20 protein-coding genes, 1 tRNA gene and 1 pseudogene are annotated in these 23,348 nt (G+C 72.7%); 10 read left to right on the top strand and 12 right to left on the bottom strand.

The genetic code is table 11. The annotated features are described in order from the left end of the window. Positions 1-56: 56 nt before the first annotated feature. Positions 57-938, bottom strand: coding sequence for an ATP-grasp domain-containing protein (locus ACSNOD_RS03660; RefSeq protein ID WP_436765248.1), 882 nt, complete (start codon positions 936-938; stop codon positions 57-59). A gap of 226 nt (positions 939-1,164) precedes the next feature. Continuing rightward, the gene (locus ACSNOD_RS03655; RefSeq protein ID WP_436765247.1) at positions 1,165-1,896 is read right to left on the bottom strand and encodes a DUF5324 family protein; all 732 of its coding nucleotides are present in this window, start codon (positions 1,894-1,896) and stop codon (positions 1,165-1,167) included. A gap of 272 nt (positions 1,897-2,168) precedes the next feature. Here ACSNOD_RS03655 and ACSNOD_RS03650 point away from each other — a divergent pair, with 272 nt between their 5' ends. Both ACSNOD_RS03650 and ACSNOD_RS03645 read left to right on the top strand, forming a co-directional pair. Continuing rightward, positions 2,169-2,696: a peptidylprolyl isomerase gene (locus ACSNOD_RS03650; RefSeq protein ID WP_436765246.1), complete on the top strand. Its 528-nt coding sequence runs from the start codon at positions 2,169-2,171 to the stop codon at positions 2,694-2,696. 192 nt (positions 2,697-2,888) lie between these two features. Continuing rightward, positions 2,889-3,797, top strand: a complete 909-nt coding sequence (locus tag ACSNOD_RS03645; protein ID WP_436765245.1) for a rhomboid family intramembrane serine protease — start codon at positions 2,889-2,891, stop codon at positions 3,795-3,797. A 309-nt stretch (positions 3,798-4,106) separates the two neighbouring features. On the opposite strand, the gene crgA is transcribed toward ACSNOD_RS03645, so the two are convergent. Beyond that, positions 4,107-4,367 (bottom strand): cell division protein CrgA, encoded by a 261-nt coding sequence (gene crgA, locus ACSNOD_RS03640; RefSeq protein WP_436765244.1) that lies wholly within the window; start codon positions 4,365-4,367, stop codon positions 4,107-4,109. 275 nt (positions 4,368-4,642) lie between these two features. Here crgA and ACSNOD_RS03635 point away from each other — a divergent pair, with 275 nt between their 5' ends. From ACSNOD_RS03635 to ACSNOD_RS03610, 6 genes and pseudogenes are all read left to right on the top strand, one after another. After that, positions 4,643-5,305 carry a DUF881 domain-containing protein gene (locus ACSNOD_RS03635; protein ID WP_436765243.1) on the top strand — a complete coding sequence of 221 codons (663 nt, stop codon included), beginning with the start codon at positions 4,643-4,645 and terminating at the stop codon, positions 5,303-5,305. A 65-nt stretch (positions 5,306-5,370) separates the two neighbouring features. After that, the gene (locus ACSNOD_RS03630; RefSeq protein ID WP_436765268.1) at positions 5,371-6,069 is read left to right on the top strand and encodes a class E sortase; all 699 of its coding nucleotides are present in this window, start codon (positions 5,371-5,373) and stop codon (positions 6,067-6,069) included. Between the two features lie 82 nt (positions 6,070-6,151). Next, entirely contained in the window at positions 6,152-6,331 is a 180-nt protein-coding gene (locus tag ACSNOD_RS03625) for a hypothetical protein (protein WP_436765242.1), read from the top strand. After that, positions 6,328-6,966 carry an aminodeoxychorismate/anthranilate synthase component II gene (locus ACSNOD_RS03620; protein WP_436765241.1) on the top strand — a complete coding sequence of 213 codons (639 nt, stop codon included), beginning with the start codon at positions 6,328-6,330 and terminating at the stop codon, positions 6,964-6,966. Before ACSNOD_RS03625 ends, ACSNOD_RS03620 begins: the two co-directional genes overlap by 4 nt. Continuing rightward, positions 6,906-7,772 (top strand): annotated as a pseudogene (locus tag ACSNOD_RS03615) (class E sortase); the annotation flags it as partial. The gene ACSNOD_RS03620 and the pseudogene ACSNOD_RS03615, both read left to right, overlap by 61 nt. Before the next feature lie 51 nt (positions 7,773-7,823). Next, the gene (locus ACSNOD_RS03610; RefSeq protein WP_436765267.1) at positions 7,824-8,561 is read left to right on the top strand and encodes a class E sortase; all 738 of its coding nucleotides are present in this window, start codon (positions 7,824-7,826) and stop codon (positions 8,559-8,561) included. A 130-nt stretch (positions 8,562-8,691) separates the two neighbouring features. Here ACSNOD_RS03610 and pknB read toward each other — a convergent pair whose 3' ends face one another. The 6 genes from pknB to ACSNOD_RS03580 form a co-directional block, all read right to left on the bottom strand. Further along, positions 8,692-10,710, bottom strand: a complete 2,019-nt coding sequence (pknB, locus tag ACSNOD_RS03605) for a Stk1 family PASTA domain-containing Ser/Thr kinase (RefSeq protein ID WP_436765240.1) — start codon at positions 10,708-10,710, stop codon at positions 8,692-8,694. Positions 10,711-10,910: 200 nt separating this feature from the next. Continuing rightward, positions 10,911-12,386: a peptidoglycan D,D-transpeptidase FtsI family protein gene (locus ACSNOD_RS03600; protein WP_436765239.1), complete on the bottom strand. Its 1,476-nt coding sequence runs from the start codon at positions 12,384-12,386 to the stop codon at positions 10,911-10,913. Next, positions 12,383-13,765, bottom strand: a complete 1,383-nt coding sequence (locus tag ACSNOD_RS03595) for an FtsW/RodA/SpoVE family cell cycle protein (protein WP_436765238.1) — start codon at positions 13,763-13,765, stop codon at positions 12,383-12,385. The genes ACSNOD_RS03600 and ACSNOD_RS03595 overlap by 4 nt, the downstream gene beginning before the upstream one ends. A 23-nt stretch (positions 13,766-13,788) precedes the next feature. After that, positions 13,789-15,360 carry a Stp1/IreP family PP2C-type Ser/Thr phosphatase gene (locus ACSNOD_RS03590; RefSeq protein WP_436765237.1) on the bottom strand — a complete coding sequence of 524 codons (1,572 nt, stop codon included), beginning with the start codon at positions 15,358-15,360 and terminating at the stop codon, positions 13,789-13,791. Between the two features lie 75 nt (positions 15,361-15,435). Further along, positions 15,436-15,963 carry an FHA domain-containing protein FhaB/FipA gene (locus tag ACSNOD_RS03585; RefSeq protein ID WP_436765236.1) on the bottom strand — a complete coding sequence of 176 codons (528 nt, stop codon included), beginning with the start codon at positions 15,961-15,963 and terminating at the stop codon, positions 15,436-15,438. A gap of 10 nt (positions 15,964-15,973) precedes the next feature. Beyond that, a complete protein-coding gene (locus tag ACSNOD_RS03580; protein WP_436765235.1) occupies positions 15,974-16,798 on the bottom strand; it encodes an FhaA domain-containing protein in 825 nt (274 codons plus the stop codon). A gap of 367 nt (positions 16,799-17,165) precedes the next feature. Here ACSNOD_RS03580 and ACSNOD_RS03575 point away from each other — a divergent pair. After that, positions 17,166-17,249 (top strand) — tRNA-Leu (locus tag ACSNOD_RS03575). Between the two features lie 260 nt (positions 17,250-17,509). Here the strand turns inward: ACSNOD_RS03575 and ACSNOD_RS03570 are convergent. The 3 genes from ACSNOD_RS03570 to ACSNOD_RS03560 all read right to left on the bottom strand — a co-directional run bounded on the left by ACSNOD_RS03570 (position 17,510) and on the right by ACSNOD_RS03560 (position 20,691). Next, positions 17,510-18,106 carry a hypothetical protein gene (locus tag ACSNOD_RS03570; protein WP_436765234.1) on the bottom strand — a complete coding sequence of 199 codons (597 nt, stop codon included), beginning with the start codon at positions 18,104-18,106 and terminating at the stop codon, positions 17,510-17,512. Between the two features lie 43 nt (positions 18,107-18,149). Beyond that, positions 18,150-19,586 carry an amino acid permease gene (locus ACSNOD_RS03565; protein WP_436765266.1) on the bottom strand — a complete coding sequence of 479 codons (1,437 nt, stop codon included), beginning with the start codon at positions 19,584-19,586 and terminating at the stop codon, positions 18,150-18,152. Positions 19,587-19,926: 340 nt separating this feature from the next. After that, positions 19,927-20,691 carry a ScbR family autoregulator-binding transcription factor gene (locus tag ACSNOD_RS03560; RefSeq protein ID WP_436765233.1) on the bottom strand — a complete coding sequence of 255 codons (765 nt, stop codon included), beginning with the start codon at positions 20,689-20,691 and terminating at the stop codon, positions 19,927-19,929. Between the two features lie 406 nt (positions 20,692-21,097). Between ACSNOD_RS03560 and ACSNOD_RS03555 the strand changes: the two genes are divergently transcribed. Then, positions 21,098-23,146 carry an NAD(P)-dependent oxidoreductase gene (locus ACSNOD_RS03555; protein ID WP_436765232.1) on the top strand — a complete coding sequence of 683 codons (2,049 nt, stop codon included), beginning with the start codon at positions 21,098-21,100 and terminating at the stop codon, positions 23,144-23,146. Positions 23,147-23,348 lie beyond the last annotated feature (202 nt).

Below are 23,348 nucleotides of genomic sequence, written 5' to 3'. Positions count from 1 at the left end.
TCCCGTACCCGCACCCGCGCCCGTACCCGAGCCCGTGACGTCCCCGCGCACGGCCGTCAGCCCCGTCCCACGGGGGCGGCGTACGGCAGCAGTCCGGCCCGCGGCCGGGGGAGCGCCCTCGGGGTGGTGCCCGTACGGGCCAGGTGGAGCACCGCGCGCGCCACCCGCGCCACCGCGTCCGGCACCTGACGGAAGCTCGGGAAGTCGTTGATGTCGACGACGACGGGGCCGTCGGGCCCCAGCAGGACGTCGATGCCGTACAGATCGAGCCCGAACACCTGGCCGATCTCCTCGGCGATCCGAGCCACCTCGGCGGGCAGCGGCACCCGGCGCTCGCGCACCGTCCGGCCGGGGTGGAGGGGCGAGCAGCGCTCGGTGGCGTACAGCTGCCCCGCGACGCTGTAGACCTTGAGGTCGGTCCCCGAGTTGGGGACGTAGGGCTGGGCGATGAGCATGCCCTCGGTGGTCGGCTCCCCCGCGAGGCAGGCCAGCCGGTCCGGCGTCGGCACCAGGCGCACCGCCCGCCCCGAACTGCCGTCGGCCGGCTTGACCACCAGGGGGAAGTCGGCCTCGGGTATCTCCGCGAACCGCTCCGGGCGGGTCGCCGCGTAGGTGACGGGGACCGGCAGGCCGTGGCTGCGGGCGATGGCGGCGGCGAGCGCCTTGTCCCGTACGCCCCGTATGGAGCGGGCGTCGTTGACGGTGGTCAGGCCGACGGCCGCGGCGGCCTCCAGCAGGGTGAGCCCCGGCCCGCCGGACACGGTCTTGAGCACCCAGGCGTCGTGGCTGCCCGCGTGCACGGCTTCGGACATCCGGAGCAGCGAGCCGCCGGGGCGGACGACGTCCACCCGGTGGCCCCAGGCGGCGAGTTGGCGGATGACGTCGAGCGGCATGCCGTCGTGCCGGTAGTGCTCCTCCACCAGGAAGCAGAGTTTCATCGGTGTGCCCCGTCTCGGCCGGACATCCGCCGTTTGGTCCGGCAGAGTTCTGACGGCTCAGGATGTCATGGGGCACGGGGCGAAGATCGCCCGGGTTGTGGGCCTCGCGGGGGTTCCGTACGGGCGGCGAAACGGCCTTCCGCCCGCCGGGGGCGGGCGAAAGGCCGTTCAACAACCGTCTTCCGGGGGCCGGTCACGCCGTGTCGGGCCGTGCGAGCCCGCGGCGTCACTTCTCCTCGTCGCGGTCCTTCCCCTCGGCCTCGGCCTCCGCCTGCTTGGCCTGCACCTCGGGGTCGAGCACCGCCTCGCCCGTGCCGTCGACGGCGGTGAGCGGGGCGCGCTCGCCGACCTCCGTGGCGGCCGGCGGCTCCACCAGCCAGTCCGGGTTGGTCTGCTTGTCCCACCACTTCCAGGCGGCGTAGGCGGCGCCGGCCACCACGCCCACCAGGACGACCTTCTTGGCCGCGCGGCCGGCCCGGCCGCGCCGGTTCCGGCGCCGCACCAGCTTCTCGATCTCGCGCATGCTCACCTCGCCGCGCAGCGCGGCCAGCGCGGCGGCACTGCGCGCCACCGCTTCCCCGCGCACCGGCTCGGCCTTGGCGCGGACGTCGGCGACCGCGTGCTCCACCCGGGGCACGGTGTAGTCGGCGGCCTGCCGGGCGGCCCTGCGGCAGCGCACGGCGGTGCGCCGGGCGGCGGCGTCGACCTGGGGCGGCAGGGCGCCGCGGGCCTGGGCGATCCGGGGATGGAGGTGCGCGTCGTACTGGTGACGGGCCTGCTCGGCGGCCAGTTCGGCCGCGTGCGACACCTTGGGTGCCAGCCGGGCGCGGGCCTCGTGTGCGTAGTGCACGGTCGCGTCCTTGGCCGTGCCGGCGTAGGGCGCCACGACTTCCGCGGCGTGCAGCACGCTGTCCTTGGCGGTTCCGGTCGCGGCGCGCACGCTGTCCATGCGGGTCACGTGATCTCCTCCTCCTCGGCGGCGTACGGTATTCGCCTTTCCACCCTTTTCGAGATCATGCCCGCTCGGGACGGCCACGGCATGTGCGGACGGGCATCCGGGTGGCGCGTGGGGCCTTCCGTCGGGGATGTCCCCGAATGAGCGGACGTTTCGGGAGTGCGATGCTGACAATGCCATGGTTCGCCGCTCCGCGTGCGGGTTCGCCGGTACTCGGCGCGCAACCGTCCGTGCGAGGATCGGAAGAGTCAGTGAAGACTTATGGAAGGTAGATCGTGGCTGAGCAGCTCTACGCCACCCTGAAGACCAACCAGGGCGACATCAACGTCCGGCTCCTGCCGGACCACGCGCCCAAGACGGTCAAGAACTTCGTCGAGCTCGCCAAGGGCGAGCGGGAGTGGACGCACCCGGAGACGGGCAAGAAGACCACGGACAAGCTCTACGACGGCACCGTCTTCCACCGCGTGATCCAGGGCTTCATGATCCAGGGCGGCGACCCGCTGGGCAACGGCACCGGTGGCCCGGGGTACGAGTTCGCGGACGAGTTCCACCCCGACCTGGCGTTCACCAAGCCGTACCTGCTGGCCATGGCGAACGCCGGCCCGGGCACCAACGGCTCGCAGTTCTTCATCACCGTCTCGCCGACCGCCTGGCTGACCGGCAAGCACACCATCTTCGGCGAGGTCGTCGACGACGCCAGCAAGAAGGTCGTGGACGCCATCGCCGCCACGAAGACCAACCCGCGCACCGACCGCCCGGTCAACGACGTGGTGATCGAGTCCGTCGTGGTGGAGACCCGCTGACGACCGGTCCCGCACCGACGGGAACGACCTGTCCCGCACCGACGGGAACGACCTGTCCCGCACCGACGGGAACGACCTGTCCCGTGCCGACGGGAACAACCGGCCCCGCTCGTCCGTAAGGGAGAGCGGGGCGGTTCCGCCATGTGGCGCGGGCGGCCGACGGGGGACATCAGACGCGGACGGAGACAGGACATGGACCAGGCGCCGGGAAGCCCTCAGACTCCCGCGGCGGCGGGCGGCCCGCCCAGGTGCTACCGCCACTCCGACCGCGAGACCGGCATCACCTGCACCCGCTGCGAGCGCCCGATCTGCCACGAGTGCATGGTCGACGCCTCGGTGGGGTTCCACTGCCCGGAGTGCGTGCGCGGCGGCCCGGCGGGCGGCGGTGGGCCCGCGCGGCGGGCGGCCCGGCCGCGGACCCTCGCGGGCGGCGCCGTGGCGGCCGACCCCCGGCTGGTCACCAAGGTCCTGCTGGGCCTCAATCTGGCGATCTGGCTGGCCGTGCTGTCGGCCGGCCAGGAGCTGGTCCAGGCGCTGGAGCTGATCGGCCGGGTCCGCTTCGATCTGTTCGGGCCGATCGAGGGCGTGGCCGAGGGGCAGTGGTACCGGCTGCTGACCGCCGCGTTCCTGCACGAGCAGCCCTGGCACATCGGCCTCAACATGCTGTCGCTGTGGTGGCTCGGGCCACCGCTGGAGCAGGCGCTGGGCCGGCTCCGCTTCGTGGCCCTCTATCTGTTGTCCGCGCTCGGCGGCAGCGCGCTGTCCTATCTGCTGGCCGCGCAGAACCAGGCCTCGCTGGGCGCCTCCGGGGCGATCTTCGGGCTGCTGGGCGCCACGGCCGTGCTGATGCGCCGGCTCAACTACGATCTGCGGCCGGTCGCCGCGCTGCTGGTGATCAACCTGATCATCACCTTCGCCTGGCGGGACACCATCGCCTGGCAGGCCCACATAGGGGGTCTGGTGGTGGGCGCCGTGGTGGCCTACGGGCTGGTGCACGCGCCGCGTCGGCGGCAGGCCCTGGTGCAGGGCCTGACCTGTGCGGGGACGCTCGTCGCGCTGCTCGTGGTGGTGTGGGTACGCACCGTTCAGCTGCTCGGCTGAAGGCCCTCGGGCCGGCTCCGGCTTGACTTGTCCACAGCAGGTCGCGGAGTGCGCACATCCCGCCGCCGGACCGGGCGTGGGCCATGGCTTTCCGCGTTTTCGCTGGAAGGAGGGGGTGACGGGCACTACGCCAGGTGCGCGGCCAGTCACACCGGCGTCAACCGGTCATGCGTTATCCACAGATCTTCGGATTCTTTTCCCCATGTGGACAGCCCTGTGGATAACTTCTCTACGCGCTGTGCGGCTCAGGGCATGGCTCGGGGGCTCCGGGGGTGCCGGAGCCTTCCGTGCGCACCGGGCGAGGGACCGTTACTTCCACTGCGTGGAGACGACGAACCCCACCGCGATGAACCCGAAGCCGACCACGATGTTCCACTGCTTCCAGGACTCGACCGGCAGGCTGCTGTCCGTCACGTAATACATCACGATCCAGGCGAGCCCGATCAGGAACATCGCCAGCATCAGAGGGGCGACCCAGCGACGGCCGCTGTCCAGCTTGATGGCCGTGCCGGCCTGCTTGGCCGGCGGCGGCGTGAAGTCGGCCTTCTTGCGGATACGTGACTTCGGCACGAGGGACTCTCCTGTCGATGCGCTGCGTGACCGCGCAAGTGTTCTCGGACTGGCCCGGGGCGGGGGGCGATGGGGAGCGCACCTCTCCCCCAGGCGTCCGTTAGCGTAGTGCTTCCGTGGCTCGGAAGGAGATAAGGGTACGGTGAGCAATTCCGCGGACACCCCCGCCGGGGCGGCCCCTCCGTCCGTTCCGCGGCTCGCGCCCCTTCCGCGCCCTGCGCCCCGTACGGCTGCTCAGCGCGGCGATCTTCGCGCTGGCCGGGCTGATCTTCTGGATGAGCTTCAACACCGCCCAGGGCACCAATCTGCGCACCGACGACTCGATGCTCCGGCTCTCCGACCTCATCCAGGAGCGCAGCAGGAAGAACGCGGACCTGAACGAGTCGGCCGCCGCCATGCGCTCCCAGGTCGACACCCTGGCCCAGCGCGACGACGGCAGCACGGAGGCCGAGGACCGCCGGCTCAAGGCCCTCCAGACGGCCGCCGGCACCCAGCCGCTCAGCGGCTCCGGCCTGACCGTCACCCTCACCGACGCGCCGCCGGGCGCCACCGCCCGCATCCCCGGCGTCCCCGAGCCGCAGCCCGACGACCTCGTCATCCACCAGCAGGACCTGCAGGCCGTGGTCAACGCGCTCTGGCAGGGCGGCGCCGAGGGCATCCGGGTCATGGACCAGCGGCTGATCTCCACCAGCGCGGTCCGCTGCGTGGGCAACACCCTGCTGCTCCAGGGGCGGGTCTACTCCCCGCCGTACAAGGTGACGGCCGTCGGCGACACCCGCAGGCTGCGCCAGTCCCTGGACGGCTCCCCGACCATCCAGAACTATCTGCGGTACGTGAACGCGTACGGGCTGGGCTGGAAAGTCGACCAGCACGACGCGGTGACTCTGCCCGGCTACTCCGGCACAGTGGATCTCCACTACGCGAAGCCGGCGGCGTAGCGCGGCGGGTCCCGGGCGGCCCGCCGCGCCGAACCGGGGGAGGGGCGGCGGACGTGACCGGGACCGTGCGGACGATCGTCAGGACGCTCAGCGAACTGTGCCTCACGGCGGGGGCGCTCATCGTGCTCTTCGTCGTCCACGTGCTCTTCTGGACCGGTGTGCGGGCCGACGCCGCGATGGAGCGCCAGCTGGAGCGGCTCAGGGAGCACTCCGCGGCCGCCCCCCGGAACGCCGGCGGCCCGGGCGGCCCCGATGGCCCCGGCGCGTCGGCCGCGCCGTACGCCCCCGGGGCGCCCTTCGCCCTCATGCGCGTGCCCCGCCTCGGCGCGGACTGGGTCAAGCCCGTCCTGGAGGGCACCGACCCCGGCACCCTGCGGAAGGGCCTCGGCCACTACCCCCGTACCGCCCGGCTCGGGGAGACGGGGAACTTCGCGGTCGCCGGGCACCGCCGCACCCACGGCGACCCCTTCAAGGACTTCCCCCGGCTGCGCCCCGGCGACGCGGTGGTGCTCGGCGACGGCGTCACCTGGTACACGTACCGCCTGATCCGCGCCCCGTACCGCACCCTGCCCACGGACACCGGGGTGGTCGACCCCGTGCCGCGCGGCTCCGGGGTCACCGCCCCCGGCCGCTATCTGACGCTGACCACCTGCGACCCCGAGTGGGGCCACAGCCACCGGCTGATCGCCTGGGCCAGGCTGGCCGCCACCGAGCCGGTCGGGGCGGGCGAACCGGCCGCTCTGCGCGAACGACCCGCGGACTGACCCCCACGCCCCGCCCGCGGCCCCTTACTCTGTTCGTGCGCGCGCGGCGCGCGCCGACCGGAAGGGACAGAAGGACGACGGCATGTACGGCTGGATCTGGCGGCATCTGCCGGGCAACGCGTGGGTACGGGCGCTGATCTCGCTCGTGCTCGTCCTCGCCCTGGTCTACGTGCTCTTCCAGTACGTCTTTCCCTGGGCGGAGCCACTGCTTCCGTTCAACGATGTGACGGTCGACAACGGTGGAGGACCCCCAGCCCGATGAGCGCACGCATCCTCGTCGTCGACAACTACGACAGCTTCGTGTTCAACCTCGTCCAGTACCTCTATCAGCTCGGAGCCGAGTGCGAGGTGCTCCGCAACGACGAGGTGGAGCTCCGGCACGCCCAGGACGGCTTCGACGGCGTGCTGCTCTCGCCCGGCCCCGGCACGCCCGAGGAGGCCGGGGTCTGCGTCGACATGGTGCGCCACTGTGCCTCGACCGGCGTGCCCGTGTTCGGCGTCTGCCTCGGCCTGCAGTCCATCGCCGTGGCCTACGGGGGCGTCGTGGGCCGGGCGCCGGAGCTGCTGCACGGCAAGACCTCCCTGGTCAGCCACGCCGACGAGGGCGTCTTCCAGGGTCTGCCGACGCCGCTGACCGCCACCCGCTACCACTCCCTCGCCGTCGAGCGGGACACCGTACCCGCCGAGCTGGAGATCACCGCCTGGACGGACAACGGGCTGGTCATGGGGCTGCGCCACCGCGATCTCCCGGTGGAGGGCGTGCAGTTCCACCCCGAGTCGGTGCTCACCGAGGGCGGCCACCGCATGCTCGCCAACTGGCTCGTCGCCTGCGGCGACGCCGGCGCCGTCGCGCGCTCGTCCGGGCTGGCCCCGGTGGTCGGCAAGGCCGGGGCGTGACGAGCCCCCTGCCGGGGGCCTCGCCGGCCGCCGCGCCCTTCGGGCGCGGACCGCTCCCGCCCGTGGCCGGGGCCCGGCGCAGGGGCGCGCACGCCCGGGGCCGGCACCGCCGCGCACGCCGGCGGGAGTCGCCCGCGGTGGTGGTCAGCAGGCTGCTGGGCGAGGCGTTCATCACCGTGGGCGTGGTGATGCTCCTCTTCGTCGCCTACCAGCTGTGGTGGACGAATGTGATGGCGCGCCAGCAGGCCGGCGGCGCCGCCAGCAGCCTGGAGCAGCGCTGGGGCCAGGGCGGCGGCAAGGACCGGGACGCGGGCGTGTTCTCCCCCGGCGAGGGCTTCGCGATCATGTACATCCCCAAGCTCGATGTGAAGGTGCCCATCGCCGAGGGGATCGACAAGCACAAGGTGCTCGACCGGGGCATGGCCGGCCACTACGCCGAGGGCAAGCTGAGGACGGCGATGCCCTGGGACCCCCGGGGCAACTTCGCGGTCGCGGGCCACCGCAACACGCACGGCGAGCCGTTCCGCTACATCAACCGGCTGCGGCCGGGGGACCAGATCATCGTCGAGACGAGCAGCACCTTCTACATCTACGAGATGGCGCGCATCCTGCCGCAGACGCCGCCGTCGAACGTGGCGGTGCTCGGCGCGGTGCCGGCGGGCTCCGGGTTCACCGGGCCGGGCCGCTACATCACGCTGACGACGTGCACACCGGAGTTCACCAGCACGTATCGGATGATCGTCTGGGGAAGGATGGTCGACGAGCGGCCGCGCTCCGAGGGGAAGCCGGACGCGCTGATGGGGTGAGCGCACGGCGCTCACGGGCGGGACACCACGGACGGGACACAACGGGTGACAGTGAGGACCGGGCAGCGGCGGGACGCCGAGGAGCCGGGGCCGGGCGCGCCGCCGCGCTCGCGCCTGCGGGGGCGGCTGGCGACGGCCATCGGCGTCTTCGGCGAGCTGCTGATAACCGCCGGACTGGTGCTGGCGCTGTTCGTCGTCTACTCGCTGTGGTGGACCAACGTCCTCGCCGACCGGGAGGCCCGCGCCCAGGGTGACGGGGTGCGGCAGACCTGGGCGGCCAGCGGCCCCGGGGCGCTGGACACCAGGAATGGCATCGGCTTCCTCCATGTGCCGGCCATGGGCAACGGCGAGGTGCTGGTGGCCGAGGGGACCGGCAGCGACCGGCTCAACCACGGCGTGGCCGGCTACTACACCGAGCCGGTCCGCTCCGCGATGCCCTGGGACAAGCAGGGCAACGTCACCCTGGCCGCGCACCGCGACGGCCACGGCGCCAAGTTCCACAACATCCACAAGCTGCGCCGGGGCGACCCGATCGTCTTCGAGACCCGGGACACCTGGTACGTCTACACGGTCTACGCCACGCTGCCGGAGACCTCGAAGTACAACGTGGACGTGCTGGACCCGATCCCCGAGGAGTCCGGGAAGACGGCGCCGGGGCGCTATCTGACGCTGACCACCTGTACGCCGGTCTACACCTCGCTGCACCGCTACGTCGTCTGGGCGGAGCTGGCGCGCACCGAGAAGGTCGACGCGGCCCGCACCCCGCCGAAGGAGCTGCGCGGGGCGTAGCGGTCACCCGCGGCCCGTACGAAGGCGACGGCCGCGCGGTCAGGCCCCGTACGACGACGGCCCCCACGGTTCCTGCGAACCGTGGGGGCCGTCGTGTCGTGCCGGTTCGGGCGCGGGGCCCGCGGGGGCGTCAGTGGCGCCGGCCCCACATGCCGCCGAAGAAGCCGTCGTCGTCCCCGTCGTTGTTGTTGCCCTGGCCGTTGTTGCCCTGGCCGTTGCCGGGCGCCGTGGTGAGGCTGACGGAGTCGCCCTTCTTCACCGGCGTCCCGGCGGCCGGGTTGGTGATCACCACGATCGCGTTGTCGTCCTGGGCCGGGCCGATGCTGCCGATGGTCAGCCCAGCGTCCTGGAGCGTCTTCTTGGCGTCCTTGAGCTTCTGCTGGATCACGCTCGGCATCGCGAACTGCTGGTTCGGCTTGGCCACGGTCAGCCGGACCGTGGAGCCGGGCGCCACCTGGCTGTTGCCGGCCGGGGTCTGCGCCACCACGGTGTTCTCCGGCACGTCGTCGCGCGGCGAGTCCTGCGTGGTCACCTGCAGACCCAGCCCGGTGAGCTGGCTCTTGGCCTGGTCCAGGGGCTTGTTGGTGACATCGGGGACGCCCACCTTGGGCGACTCCTTGGCCACCGACAGGGTGATCTTCGTGCCCTTGGCGCGCTCCGTGCCGGGCGCGGGCGACTGCTCGGCGACGGTGCCCGGGGTCCGCTCGGAGACCACCGAGGTGGTCTCGATGTTGGTGAAGCCCTTCTCCTGGAGCAGTTGCTTGGCCGCGTCCTGCTTCATGCCCCGGACGTCGGGCACGGCGATCTGCTGGGCGCCCTTGGAGACCACCACGTTCACCGTGCCGTCCCGCGCGACCTCGTTGCCGGCCGGCGGGTTCTGGCTGCAGATCTTGCCCTTGTCCTGGTCGCAGAACTCCTGGCCGCTCTCCTGGACCTTGAAGTTGCCGTTGTCGCCCTGTTTCCGGGCGGCGTCCAGGGTGACGCCCACCAGGTTGGGCACCTTGACCGTGGCCGCGGTCCGGTCGCCGCCGAACAGCTCACGGCCGATGAAGATCGCCCCGACCAGCACCAGCAGACCGGCCACGACCAGCAGGATCGTGGAGGTGCTGCCCTTGCGGCCGCTGCCCCCGCGCCGCCGGTCCGGGCGGTCGTCGTAGCCGTAGCCGCCGTCGTCGTCGCGCATCGGCGGCAGCATCGTGGTCTGGCCCGCGGCGTGGTGGTGGTCCTGGGGGCGCAGCGCGGTGGTGGGCTGGTCCTCGCCGTAACCGCCGTAGCCGGCGGCGCCCAGCCCCGCGGCGGCGGCGACCGGCTGGCCGTCCAGGGCCGCCTCGATGTCGGCGCGCATCTCGTCGGCCGACTGGTAGCGGTAGTCCGGGTCCTTCACCAGCGCCTTGAGGACGATCGCGTCCATCTCCGGAGTGATCTCCGGATCGAAGTTGCTGGGCGGCTGGGGCTCCTCCCGGACGTGCTGGTACGCGACGGCCACCGGCGAGTCGCCCACGAACGGCGGGCGCACGGTGAGCAGCTCGTAGAGCAGACAGCCGGTGGAGTACAGGTCGGAGCGGGCGTCGACCTGCTCGCCCTTGGCCTGCTCGGGCGAGAGGTACTGGGCGGTGCCGATCACGGCCGCGGTCTGCGTCATGGTCATGCCGGAGTCGCCCATCGCGCGGGCGATGCCGAAGTCCATGACCTTGACCTGCCCGGTGCGCGTCAGCATGACGTTCGCGGGCTTGATGTCGCGGTGGACGATGTTGTTGCGGTGCGAGTACTCCAGCGCCTGGAGGATGCCGATGGTCATCTCCAGCGAGCGCTCGGGCAGCAGCTTGCGCCCGGAGTGCAGCAGCTCACGCAGGGTGGAGCCGTCGACGTACTCCATCACGATGTAGGGGATGGAGACCCCGTCGACATAGTCCTCGCCGGTGTCGTAGACCGCGACGATCGCCGGGTGGTTGAGCGAGGCCGCCGACTGGGCCTCGCGCCGGAACCGGGCCTGGAAGGACGGGTCGCGAGCGAGATCCACCCGCAGCGTCTTCACAGCCACGGTGCGGCCGAGGCGGGTGTCATGGGCGAGGTACACCTCGGCCATGCCACCGCGGCCGAGCACCGAGCCCAGCTCGTACCGGCCGCCGAGGCGACGCGGCTCTTCCATAGCTTCCAGCCCTTCCGTTTTCCCGACCGCACCGGTGTGGGGTCCGGCGGTGCGCTGCTCGGGCATACCGTACCCGGCGCGCCGTGCGTGACCCGGCTGTGACCGTCACCCGATATCCGACCGGTATCACTAGTCGCACGGATGTGCATCCATCGTGCACGGCCTGTGTGCGGGTCGGATCGCTCACGGGGTGATCGGAGTCACTTCGCGCCGTTCAGTACCGCCTCCATCACCTTCTTGGCGATCGGCGCGGCCAGCCCACCACCGGAGATGTCGTCCCGGGCGGCCTCGGAGTCCTCGACCACCACGGCGACGGCCACGGGTGAGCCCTTGGCCGTCTTCGCGTACGAGATGAACCACGCGTACGGCTTCTCGCTGTTGTTGACGCCGTGCTGCGCGGTGCCGGTCTTGCCGCCGACGGTGACCCCGTTGATCCGCGCCTTGGTGCCGGTGCCCTCGTTGACCACCGTCTCCATGATCGACTGGAGCTTCTGGGCGTTGCCGGGCGACAGCGGGCGGCTCATCTCCCGCGGCGAGTGCTGCTCCACCACGCTGAGGTTGGGCGCCTGCAGCTGATCCACCATGTACGGCTCCATCAGCTTGCCGTCGTTGGCGATCGCGGCGGTGACCATGGCCATCTGCAGCGGCGTGGCCGAGGTGTTGAACTGGCCGATCGCGGACATCGCGTTGCCCGGCCGGTCCATGTTCTTGGAGTAGTTCGAGGCGCTGACGCGCACCGGGACGAACAGCTCGTGGTCGCCGCCGGAGTTGTTGAAGCCGAACTTCTCGGCCGTCTCGCGCATCTTGTCCTTGCCCAGGTCGTCCCCGAGCTTGCCGAACACGGTGTTGCAGGACACCCGCAGCGCCTCCCGGAGGGTGGCGTTCTCGCACGGGATGTTGCCCTCGTTCTCCAGGTTCTTGGTGGACAGCGGCAGCTTCCACGGCAGCGGCGAGTCGGTCTTCGCGTCGACGTCGGTGACCTTGCCGTTCTCCAGCGCCGCGGCGGCGGTGACCACCTTGAAGGTGGAACCGGGCGGGTACGTCTCGCGCAGCGCCCGGTTGAGCATCGGCTTGGACTTGTCGTCGTTCAGCCGCACCCAGGCCGCGGTGTCCTTGTTGGAGTTCCCGGCGAACTCGGAGGGGTCGTAGCTCGGCGTGGAGGCCAGGGCGAGGATCGCGCCGGTCTTGGGGTCCAGGGCGGCCACCGCGCCCTTCTTGTCGCCCAGGCCCTTGAACGCGGCCTCCTGCGCGGCGGCGTTCAGGGTGGTGACCACCCGGCCGCCCTTGCGCTCCTTGCCGGTGAGCATGTCGATCGTGCGGTTGAAGAACAGCCGGTCGTCGTTGCCGGTGAGGAACTGGTCGTAGATCGATTCCAGCTGGTTGGCGTCGAACGCCTGCGAGGCGTAGCCGGTGACCGGGGCCCACATCGGGCCGTTGACGTAGGTCCGCTTGTACTTGTAGTCGGTGCCCGAGGTCTCGGCGTGCCCGGTGATCGCCTCGCTGCCCACGATGATGTCGCCGCGCGGCTGCTGGTAGCGGGCGATGGCGACCCGGCGGTTGTGCGAGTCGTTGGCCAGCGCGTCCGCCTGGAAGAACTGCACCCAGTTGATGCGGATCAGCAGGGCGAGGACGAGCAGCCCGGTGAAGATCGCCACACGGCGCAGGGGCTTGTTCACGGCCGGACCACCTGGGTCATCTCGGCGTCGGGTGACGGTGCGGGGGCGGGGGCCGGCCGGCGCGCGGTGTCGCTGATCCGCAGCAGGATGGCCACCAGGGCCCAGTTGGCGATCACGGAGGAACCACCCTGGGCGAGGAACGGCATGGTCATACCGGTCAGCGGGATCAGACCGGTGACACCGCCGGCGACGACGAACACCTGGAGCGCGAAGGCGCCGGCGAGGCCGACCGCGAGCAGCTTGCCGAACGGGTCGCGGGCGGCGAGCGCGGTGCGCATGCCCCGCTCGATCAGCAGGCCGTAGAGCACCAGGACCGCCATCATGCCGGTCAGGCCCAGCTCCTCGCCGACGGTGGCGAGGATGTAGTCGGACTTGGCGCCGAGGCCGCCGATGAGCCGGGAGTAGCCCTGGCCGAGGCCGGAGCCGAGCATCCCGCCGGAGCCGAAGGCGTAGTACACCTGGGCGGTCTCGGTGACCCCGCCGTTGGAGAGCGCCAGCGGGTCGAGCCAGTTGTCGACGCGGCTGCCCACGTGCGGGCTGAACGAGGCCACGACCACCGCGCCGCCGACCGACAGCAGCAGACCGAAGACGATCCAGCTGGTGCGCTCGGTGGCGACGTAGAGCATCACCACGAAGAGGCCGAAGAACAGCAGCGAGGTGCCCAGGTCGGTCTCGAAGACCAGGATCATCATCGACACGGCCCAGATCACCAGGATCGGGCCGAGGTCGCGGCCGCGCGGCAGGTACAGGCCCATGAAGCGCCGGCTGGCCAGCGCCAGGGCGTCCCGCTTGACCATCAGATAGCCGGCGAAGAACACCGTGATGATGATCTTCGCGAACTCGCCGGGCTGGAGGCCGCCGACGCCCGGGATGGTGATCCAGATCTTGGCGCCGTTCACGGCCGGGAAGAACATCGGGGAGATCAGCAGCACCAGCGCGGTCACCATGGAGATATAGGTGTAGCGCTGGAGCACCCGGTGGTCCTTGAGGAACACCAGGACCGCGATGAACAGGGCGATGCCGAGCGTCGACCACATCAGCTGGCCGGCCGCCTTCGGCCCGTCCACCAGGCGCTCCTGGTCGAGCCGCCAGATCAGGACCAGACCCATGCCGTTGAGCAGGGTGGCGATCGGCAGCATCAGCGGGTCGGCGTACGGGGCCCATTTCCGTACGACGAGGTGCGCGATGCCCGCCAGCAGGCCCAGGCCGATGCCGTAGCTCAGCAGGCCGCCCGGGATCGAGCCCTCCTTGGCCAGTCCGACGTTGGCGTAGGCGAAGACCGGGATGACGACGGCGAAGACGAGCAGGGCGAGCTCGGTGTTGCGCCGGCTGGGCGCGCCCATCATGCCGATGGTGGTCGTGTTGGAAGTACTGCTCATCGTTGGACGGCCCCCTACGGCTGCTACTGCTGGGTGCTCTCGCACTGCTTGGCCAGCTTCTGCTCTTCCTCCGAAAGGCTGGGGCCGGGCGTCGGAGCGGCTGCGCTGCCTGCGGTGGCTGTGCTGTTCCTGTCGGTCTTGTCGTTCTTGTCGGCGGACTTGCCGTCCGCGGCCTTGTTGTCGCCGGCGCGGCCCACCGGCTCGTTGCCGGCCTGCCCGCCCGCCTGCTGCTCGGCCTTGGCCCGGTCGCGCTCCGCCGCCTGGACGGCCTCGCGCTTCTCGCAGGCGCCGGCCTGCTTGCCCAGCTCGGCGACCTTGTCGCGGGCCTGCCCCAGGCTGTTGACCGTGATGGTCTCCTTGACCTGGTTCCGCTGGTAGGTGGGCAGGTACTTGAGTTCGATCTCGGGGTGGTCCTCGTGGACCTTGTTCAGGCTGAACCACGCCAGGTCCTGGCTGATGCCCTGGTAGAGCGCCACATGCTCCCCTTTGGCACCGACGTAGTACTGGTTCTGGGTCCAGCGGTAGCCGCCGTACAGACCGCCGCCGACCGCGCCGAGGACCAGCACCAGCAGCAGCGAGCGCTTGATCCACACACCGCGCCGGCGGCGCGGCTTGACGAAGTCGGTGTCGGCGTACGCGCTGAAGCCGCCCTCGGGCAGCCCGCCGATGCCGGGCTCCCCGCTGCCGGGCGGGCCGAAGCCGCCGGCCGGCTCGGCCCCGGGGGCCTGCGGGGGCACCGCGCGGCCCAGCTCGGCCGCCCGGCCGGCCGGGGTCTGCATGGCGCGGTGGTCCCCGAGCGGCACCTGGTTCTCCGCGACCGCGCCGACGACCACCGGGGTGTCGTTGAACTGCACGGCCAGGGTGTCGCCGTCGTCGACGTCCAGGACGTCCGCGACGATGCAGGTGATGTTGTCGGGGCCGCCGCCGCGCAGCGCGAGCTGGATGAGCTCCTGGACCGTCTCGTGCGGGCCCTGGTAGCTGGCGAGGGTCTCCTCGAGCGTCTGGTGGCTGACGACCCCGGAGAGGCCGTCGGAGCAGATCAGATAGCGGTCGCCGGCGCGGACCTCACGGATGGAGAGGTCCGGCTCCACGTGGTCGCCGGAGCCCAGCGCGCGCATCAGCAGCGAGCGCTGCGGGTGCGTGGTGGCCTCCTCCTCGGTGATCCGGCCCTCGTCGACCAGCCGCTGCACCCAGGTGTGGTCCTGGGTGATCTGGGTGAGCCGGCCGTCGCGCAGCAGATACGCGCGGGAGTCGCCGACGTGGACCAGGCCCAGGCGCTGGCCGGTCCACAGCAGGGCGGTGAGCGTGGTGCCCATGCCCTCCAGCTGCGGGTCCTCCTCGACCATGACGCGCAACTGGTCGTTGGCGCGCTGCACGGCCGTGCCGAGCGAGGTGAGGATGTCCGAGCCGGGCACGTCGTCGTCGAGCTGGACGATCGTGGAGATCACCTCGGAGCTCGCGACCTCGCCGGCCGCCTGGCCGCCCATGCCGTCGGCGATGGCGAGCAAGCGGGGGCCGGCGTAGCCGGAGTCCTCGTTGCCCTCCCGGATCATTCCCTTGTGCGATCCGGCGGCGAAGCGCAGTGACAGACTCATGCGCACCTCGCCAGTCGGCTCCGGGTACAGCCCCTTACCCACCACGCTGCCCACCCTCCGGTCGTCATGGTCGTACTACTTCCGCAGCTCGATGACGGTCTTGCCGATGCGGATCGGCGAGCCGAGCGGAATCGGGGTAGGGGTGGTGAGCCGGGTGCGGTCGAGATAGGTGCCGTTGGTGGACCCGAGGTCCTCGACGATCCACTGGCCGTCGCGGTCCGGGTAGATCCGGGCGTGACGGCTGGAGGCGTAGTCGTCGTCCAGCACGATGGTCGAGTCGTGGGCCCGGCCCAGGGTGATCGTCTGGCCCTGGAGGGCCACCGTGGTGCCCGCGAGGGTGCCCTCGGAGACCACGAGCTTGGTGGGGGCGCCGCGCCGCTGGCGGCCGGCGGCCCGACCACCGGCCGCGGGCTGCTGCCGCTGCTGGGGCGGCTGCTGCCGGCCCTGCGGGGGGCGGTCCTGCCCGGCACCGCGCCGGGCGGCGCGCTGGGTGACCCGCGTGCCGAACAGATCGCTGCGGATGACCTGTACGGCCACGATGACGAACAGCCACAGTACGGCGAGAAAACCCAACCGCATGACCGTCAGGGTCAGCTCTGACATTGCCCCCGCTTCACCCTTCGGCTTGCCGGTAAACGATGGTGGTGCTGCCCACGACGATCCGCGAGCCGTCGCGGAGCGTAGCGCGGGTGGTGTGCTGCCCGTCCACCACGATGCCGTTGGTCGACCCCAGATCCTGGATCGTCGAGGGCGATCCGACCCGGATCTCGCAGTGCCGACGGGAGACACCGGGGTCGTCGATCCGCACATCGGCGTCGGTGCTGCGGCCCAGCACCATCGTCGGCCGGGAGATCTGGTGGCGGTTGCCGTTGATCTCGATCCAGCGGCGGGTCTGACCGCCCGGCAGCGGCCCGGCGCTCGGGCCGGGCGGCCGGGTGGCCGGGGAGGGGCCCACGCCGGGCGGCGGGGCGGCGGGCATGGGGGGCGCGCCCGCGGGTTGCGCGGGGTAGCCACCCGGGTGCGGGGCGGCGGTGGTCCGCCGGCCCTGCGGCTGCTGCGACTCGCTGCTCGCGAGGGTACGGCTGCGTACGCGGTACAGGCCCGTGTCGAGATCGTCCGCCTTCTCCAGGTGCACCTTGATCGGCCCCATGAAGGTGTAGCGCTGCTGCTTGGCGTAGTCGCGCACCATCCCGGCGAGCTCGTCACCGAGCTGTCCGGCGTAGGGGCTGAGCCGCTCGAAGTCCGGAGCGCTGAGCTCGACGATGAAGTCGTTGGGGACGACCGTCCGCTCCCGGTTCCAGATCGTGGCGTTGTTGTCGCACTCGCGCTGGAGCGCGCCAGCGATCTCGACGGGCTGCACCTCGGACTTGAACACCTTGGCGAAGGTGCCGTTGACGAGACCTTCGAGTCGCTGCTCGAAACGCTTCAGTACTCCCACGGGGCACCTCCTTCCTTGATGCTTTCCTCGAAGTGGTCCTGGTACTGCTTCCGTACTGCTTACTGATCGTATCCACGAGCGGCAAACACGGCTGGTTCCCTTTCCAGCCCCGGCCGTCGAGTGTCGCCCCTCACAGGATCGTAGAGGCGGCCTCATGACAGTGTCCCGCAACCGGAGCGGTAGCCGACCGGCCGGGTGCGGAGCGGGGCCGGCGGGGCGCCGCGCGCCCTCCCGGGGTGCCCGGGGAAACGGCGTGTGAACCCACCCCCGGGGGCGTGCTAATGTTCTGCATGTCGGAAGGCGCTCCACCGGGAGCCGGACCGGATCGGTCCGGATCTCACAGGGAGCAACCAACGGCGACACCCATGCGCGGGTGGCGGAATAGGCAGACGCGCTGGATTCAGGTTCCAGTGCCCGAAAGGGCGTGGGGGTTCAACTCCCCCCTCGCGCACTCATGAGGTACCGATGCGGGCCTCTTCACGGTGACAGCAGTCACGTGAAGGGGTCCGTTTCGCTTTTCCGTACGGCGTCCTTCCGGGCGGCGGTCGCAGGCGTGCCGGTCGTACGCGTGCCGGTCGTACGCGTGCCGCTCCTTTGTACGGGGCCGTGGCCGGGCGGCGATCCCTGGTGCGGCTCCGGTGCCGGACCGGCAGGACCGGCCGGGCCGGCCCCCGTGGTGGTGGCGGCCGGCCCGTGCGCCGTGCCCGGGGGCTACTCCTCGCCGATCATGCGCCGGGTGAGCCGCACCTGGGCCTCGGAGAGGGCGACCACCAGCCGGGGGCCGATGAACAGGGCCGCGACCCCGCCCGCGAAGTGCAGGGACACCGCGCCGAGCGGGGTCGGGCCGCCCCAGGCCGGGTTGGGGTAGGGCGCCCAGCCCCAGATCGGATACGTGAGATTGCGCGCACAGACGATGATCACGCCCGCGGCCAGGGCGAAGGCCAGGCTGCTCAGCAGCAGGTTCGCGAAGAAGTAGCCCACCGTCCGGCCGGGCCTGCGGGCGCGGCGCGGCTCGATGCGGACCCCCAGGAACCACCGGGCGCGCGCCCGTTCGAAGGCGTTGCTCAGGAACACGGCGGCCACGGTGACGGCGAACGCGAGGGCGATGCCCAGCTGGGGCAGATCGTTCTCCTCGGCGAGCCGCATGGCGTTCACGGCGGCGAAGAACCAGGCCAGGCCGAGCGGCGCCAGCAGGGCGTGCAGCATGTGCCGCCAGGTGCGGCCGCGGAACGGCGTGCGCAGCAGCTCCGCGGCGGCGCCGCGGGTGCCGCCGCCCTGCGCGGCCGGGGTGGTCCGGGGGGCCATCATCTGATCATCTCCCGTAGGGGTCGGGTGCGAAAGGGGAGCGCGGCTAGGTGACGCTCCCCGCGGTCGGGCCGGTCGGGACGGCCTCGGCTGGGACGGCCTGCTCGGTCGATCCGGCCTGGCCGGTCGGTGCGGGCGTACGGGCCATGGCGGGGGCCATGGCCGGGGCGGACCCGGCGCGGCGGCGGCGCAGCCGGTCGCGCGTCCAGGCGGCGGCGCCCAGCGTGACGGTCGCCACGGTCGAGCCGATGACCTGCACCCGCGCCGAGTCGTCGGTGAGCATCAGCACCAGCACGGCCGCCACCCCCGCCAGCGCCAGCCAGGTGACGTACGGGAAGCCCCACATCCGTACGGTCAGCGCCTCGGGGCGCTCCCGCTCCAGTCGGCGGCGCAGCCGCAGTTGGGACGCCGCCACCAGCAGCCACACCACGAGCAGGACGGCGCCCACCGAGTTGAGCAGGTAGAGGAAGACCGTGTCCGGCCACAGCAGATTGAGCAGCACGGAGAGGAAGCCGAAGGCCACGGACGCCAGCACCGCGCGCCAGGGCACCCCGCCGCGGCTGACGGACAGCAGCGCCGCGGGCGCCTCGCCGCGCTCGGCGAGCGAGAAGATCATGCGGGAGGCGCCGTAGAGGTTGGCGTTGATGGCGGACAGCAGCGCCACCACCACGACCACGCTCATGATCCGGCCCGCCGCGGGGATGCCGATGTGGTCCAGCACCGCCACGTACGGGCTGGTGCCGATGGCCGAGTCGTCCCAGGGCAGCAGCGTGACCACGACGGCCAGCGAGCCCACGTAGAACAGCAGGATGCGCCACACCGCGCTGCGCACCGCGCGCCCCACGGCCCGCGCCGGGTCCTCGGACTCGGCGGCGGCGATGGTGAGGACCTCCAGGCCGCCGAAGGCGAAGGTGACGGCGAGCACGCCGGCGACCACTCCGCTCCAGCCGTGCGGCAGGAAGCCGCCGTGGCCGGTGAGGTTGTCCAGGCCCGTCGGCTCCGTGCCGGGCAGCACGCCGAGGACGGCGAGCAGGCCCAGGACGAGGAAGCAGACGATCGCCCCGACCTTCAGGGCCGCCGCCCAGAACTCGAACTCGCCGAAGTTGCGCACGGAGGCGAGGTTGGTGGCGCTGAAGAAGGTGATGAACAGCAGCACCCATGCCCACTGGGGCACCGCGGGCACCCAGGTGGCGGTGATCGCGGCCGCTCCGGTCGCCTCGACCGAGAGCACGACCACGAGCATCAGCCAGTAGAGCCAGCCGACGGTGAAGCCCGCCCAGCGGCCGAACGCCTGCTCGGCGTGGACCGAGAACGAGCCGGGGGTGGGGATCGCCGCCGACATCTCGCCGAGCATCTGGAGCACCAGCAGCGCCAGGGTGCCGGCGATGAGATACGAGATGAGGATGCCGGGGCCGGCCAGCGCGACGCCCGCGCCGGAGCCGACGAACAGCCCCGCGCCGATCACACCGCCGAGGCCCAGCATGGTCAGATGGCGCTGCTTGAGCGCGGTGGACAGGGGGCGTTCGCCCTCCGCCCGGGACGCGGAGCGCGGCGGCGGGGCGTGCCGCCCGCTGCCGACGGTCGCGGCGGGAAGAGTCACTCAGGTCTCCTGCGGGTGTCGGACCGGCGACGGGGAGGCGGCGTTCGATCGCGGCGGTCTCCCGGTGTCGTCGACCGGCGGTGGACGACGGGCACGGCGAACCTAAGGACGGGGGTTTTTGCCTCGTTATCGAAGTCCTTATGCGGGGTGTCCGGGGCGAGGTCGGCAAGGGGGCCCGGTGGCTTCGAGGGGGCCCGGGTGCGGGAGCGCCCGCCGGGCCGGCTCAGCCGGCCAGGCGCAGGGGGCGGGGCCGCTCCGAGCCCTCCGCGCGCAGCAGCGCGAGGTGCTCGGACGGGGTGATCTGCGGCAGCGCCAGCGACCACAGGGGCGCGATCCACCGCTCGGGCGCGCACTCCGCCTCCGGGCCGCGGTCCGGGCCCGAGCCCGGCCTCGATCCCGCTCCCGGGCCCGGTCCGGGGCCGGCGGGGGCGCCGTCGCGGGAGAACAGCTCCGTGCCGGCGACGATGTAGAGGGCGAGCGCGGCGACGGACGGGATGTCCGGCTCCGGCCGCAGGCTGCCGTCGAGGCGGGCCCGCTCCAGCAGCGTCCGTACGGCCTCCCCCCAGACGCGATAGCAGTCGTGGCCCGGCGAGTCGGGCAGGCCGGCCTCCCGGGTGAGCCGCACGGCGGCCCGTACGGCGGGGTCCGTGCGCAGGGCGCGGGCCAGCAGATGGGTGACGTCGATGACCGTCTGCAGGGCGGGGACCGGGGGCACGGCCGCGGTGTGGCGGCGGGCGAGCTCCTCGACGGCGGCGCGGGTGGCGGTGCCGGCGGCGCACCGCACGGCCTCGGCCAGCTCGGCCTTGGTGGCGAAGTGGAAGTACAGGGCGCCCTTGGTGACCCCGGCCGCGGAGCTGATCAGGGCCAGGGTGGCGCGCTCGTAGCCGATCCGGTCGTAGACCTCGGCCGCGGCCCGGATGAGGGCGTTACGGGTGCGTTCGGCCCGCTCCTGTCTCTCCTGCTTTTCCTGTCGTGCCCGGTCTGTCACGTGCCACCTCGGTGATCCCTGTGGATGCGCTGCGATCGGCCGTCAGCGGCCTGCGATCGGACCGAGGGGGCCCGTGCGGTGACGGAACCCACTGTCAGGGGATCGCTGAACACGAGATTAAAACCAGCCGGACGGTTTTTGCAACAGGGCCCGATCCCAGTGCTGGCCCGCCATCCTGGGGATTTCGGGGGTTCGGGCGGGGTGTGGGGCGCCCTCGTGTGCCCGCGAATGGCTTTGACAAACCGTCTGGCTGGTTTTTAACTTGACTCGCCCGCAATCCGGGCGAGAGCTCCGGGCCCGCGACGGACCGCGCCTCGTCCGGGGCGCCGGGCGCGACCGGCAGCACCCTGCCCGCGCCCGCGCCCCGGGCGCCGTCCGCGGCGGCCCGCACAACGAAAGAAGCACCGTGAGCAGACCAGCCGTTCTCATCGCCGAGGGAGTTCGCCGCGAAGGGCTCCTGCACATCGCCGCGGACGTCCTCGGGCCCGACCGCGCCCTGGGGGTGTGGGGGCCCGCGGGCGGCGATGGGCCGGGGCGGCCCGACGTGCCGGTCATGCCCGGCGCCGCGTCCGGCGCCACCTGCGGTGACGCGCCGGGGGCCCACGGGGCGCCGGGCGGCGGGGACGCCGTGGAAGCGCTGATCGTCGACCCCGGCACCCGGGTCGACGCGGCCGCGATCGAGGCGTTCCCCCGGCTGCGGGTGATCGCCGTGGCCGGTGAGCGGACGGCCAATGTGGACCTCGCGGCCGCCACCCGGGCCGGGGCGACGGTGGTGCGCTCGCCGCTGCCGGCGGGTGCGGCGGCCGAGGCGGCCGCCGCGCTGCTGCTGGCGGTGGCCCGGCACGCGCCGGGGGCCCGGCCCCTGGCCGGGGCCGGGGCCCGGTCCCGGTCGCTGGCGGCGCCGGCGGGGATCGGAACCAGCCAGTCCGGTACGGGATGTGGGGCCGAGGAGGAGTGGACCGGTGGCGGCCGAGGGGTCGAACTCGCCGGGAAGACCCTCGGGATCATCGGCTTCGGCGCCGTCGGGGAGTCGCTCGCGCCGCGGATGAGCGCGTTCGGGATGCGGGTGCTGGCGTACGAGCCGGATGGCGCGCCGCGGGGGGCGCGGCCCGTTCCCGGGTCCGTCGCGGAGTCCGCTTCGGAGCCCGCTGCCGGGGATGCGGGCCCGATGGATTCGGCCACGGCGGCCGGGCGGGCCGTACGGGCCGGGGCCGAGGCCGTGGGCCTCGACGAGCTGCTCCAGCGGGCCGACCTCATCGCCGTGCTGCCCACGGAGCCGGGGCTCGTGCCCGGGCTCCTCGGCGAGCGGGAGCTGCGGCAGGTGACGGCGGGCGCGCGGCTCGTCGACACGGCGCGCGGCGGGGTCGTGGACGAGGCCGCGCTGCTCGACGCGGTGCGGCGGGGGCGGATCGCGGCGGTCGGCGTCCCGGTCCCGGACGGTGGCGTCGGTGTCCCCTCTGTCCCCGGTGGCGCGGAGGCGGATGGTCAGGGCGTCGGCGCGGGTGCCGACGCCGATGGGTGGTCCTGGCGGGAGTCCGCGCTGCTGCGGCACCCCGCGGTCGTCGTCGCGCCCGGGGCGGACACCGCCACGACCGAGGCGCTGCGGGACGCCACGGCGTTCGCCGCCCGGGCGGTGGCGCGGGCGCTCGACGGCGAGCCGGTCACCGGCGCGGTGAACGCGCCGGTGGGAGAGGTGCCGGAGGAGGCACGGCCCTGGCTCGCCCTCGCCGATCGCCTCGGCCGCCTCGTCGCCGGCCTCGCCGGGCCCGGGCCGCTGCGCCGGCTCGACGTCGCGGCCGAGGGCGGCCCCGCGGCGGCGGGGGCCGCGGCCGTGCGGCTCGCCGCGCTGACCGGCGCGCTGCGGGCCGAGACGGGGAGTGAGCTCACGCCCGTGGCGGCGCTCGCCCTCGCCGAGCGCCGCGCGCATCTCGCGGAGGGCGCCGGGGCCGCCGGCGGGGTGGTGCCGGTGACGCGGCGCCCGGACGCCGAGGGGGCGGCCGTGCCGCGGCCCACAGCGGAGGCGGCCGTGCCGTGGCCCGCCGGGGAGTCGGCCGTGCTGCGGCTGACCGCCGTCGCCGACGGCGCGCCCGTGTCCGTCGCGGCCACCGTCGACGAGGGCCGGCCGGCGCACCGGCTGGTGGAAATCGACGGCCACGCCGCCGATCTCGTACTCGACCGTCACCTGGTCGTGCTGCGCCGCGCCGACGCTCCGGGCGTGCTCGGCACCGCCGCGGCCGTCCTCGCCGACGCCGGCGTGGACATCTGCGCGATGCAGGTGATGCGGGGGGCCGGCGGGACGTGCCTGGTGGCCCTGAGCGTGGCGAGCGCCGTGAGCGATACGGCGCTCGCCGACGTCGTGGCCGCCGTCGACGCCGAGCGGGGGTGGGCGCTCGATCTCGGGGAGAGCCCGTCCCGGCCCGAGCGCGACAGCGGCGGCGGAGGTTCCGATGGCTGACGCGGACGGCGGAAGTCGTACGGGCCCCGGCCGCCGGCCGGAGCTCGTCGCAGGTCAGCGAAGCACCACACAACGGGGAGACAGCATGGCAGGCCAGATGTACCGGAGTTGCGCGGATTCCTCCCACGGGGAGGGCGGTTCGCTCCGGGAGGCGGGCGGTTTCGCGCCCGGGGGCGGGGTGCCCGGCGGTTCGGTGTCCGCG

Source organism: Streptomyces sp. URMC 123 (assembly GCF_051386515.1).
Taxonomy (GTDB): Bacteria; Actinomycetota; Actinomycetes; order Streptomycetales; family Streptomycetaceae; genus Streptomyces.
This window is presented reverse-complemented; position numbering and strand designations above follow the sequence as displayed.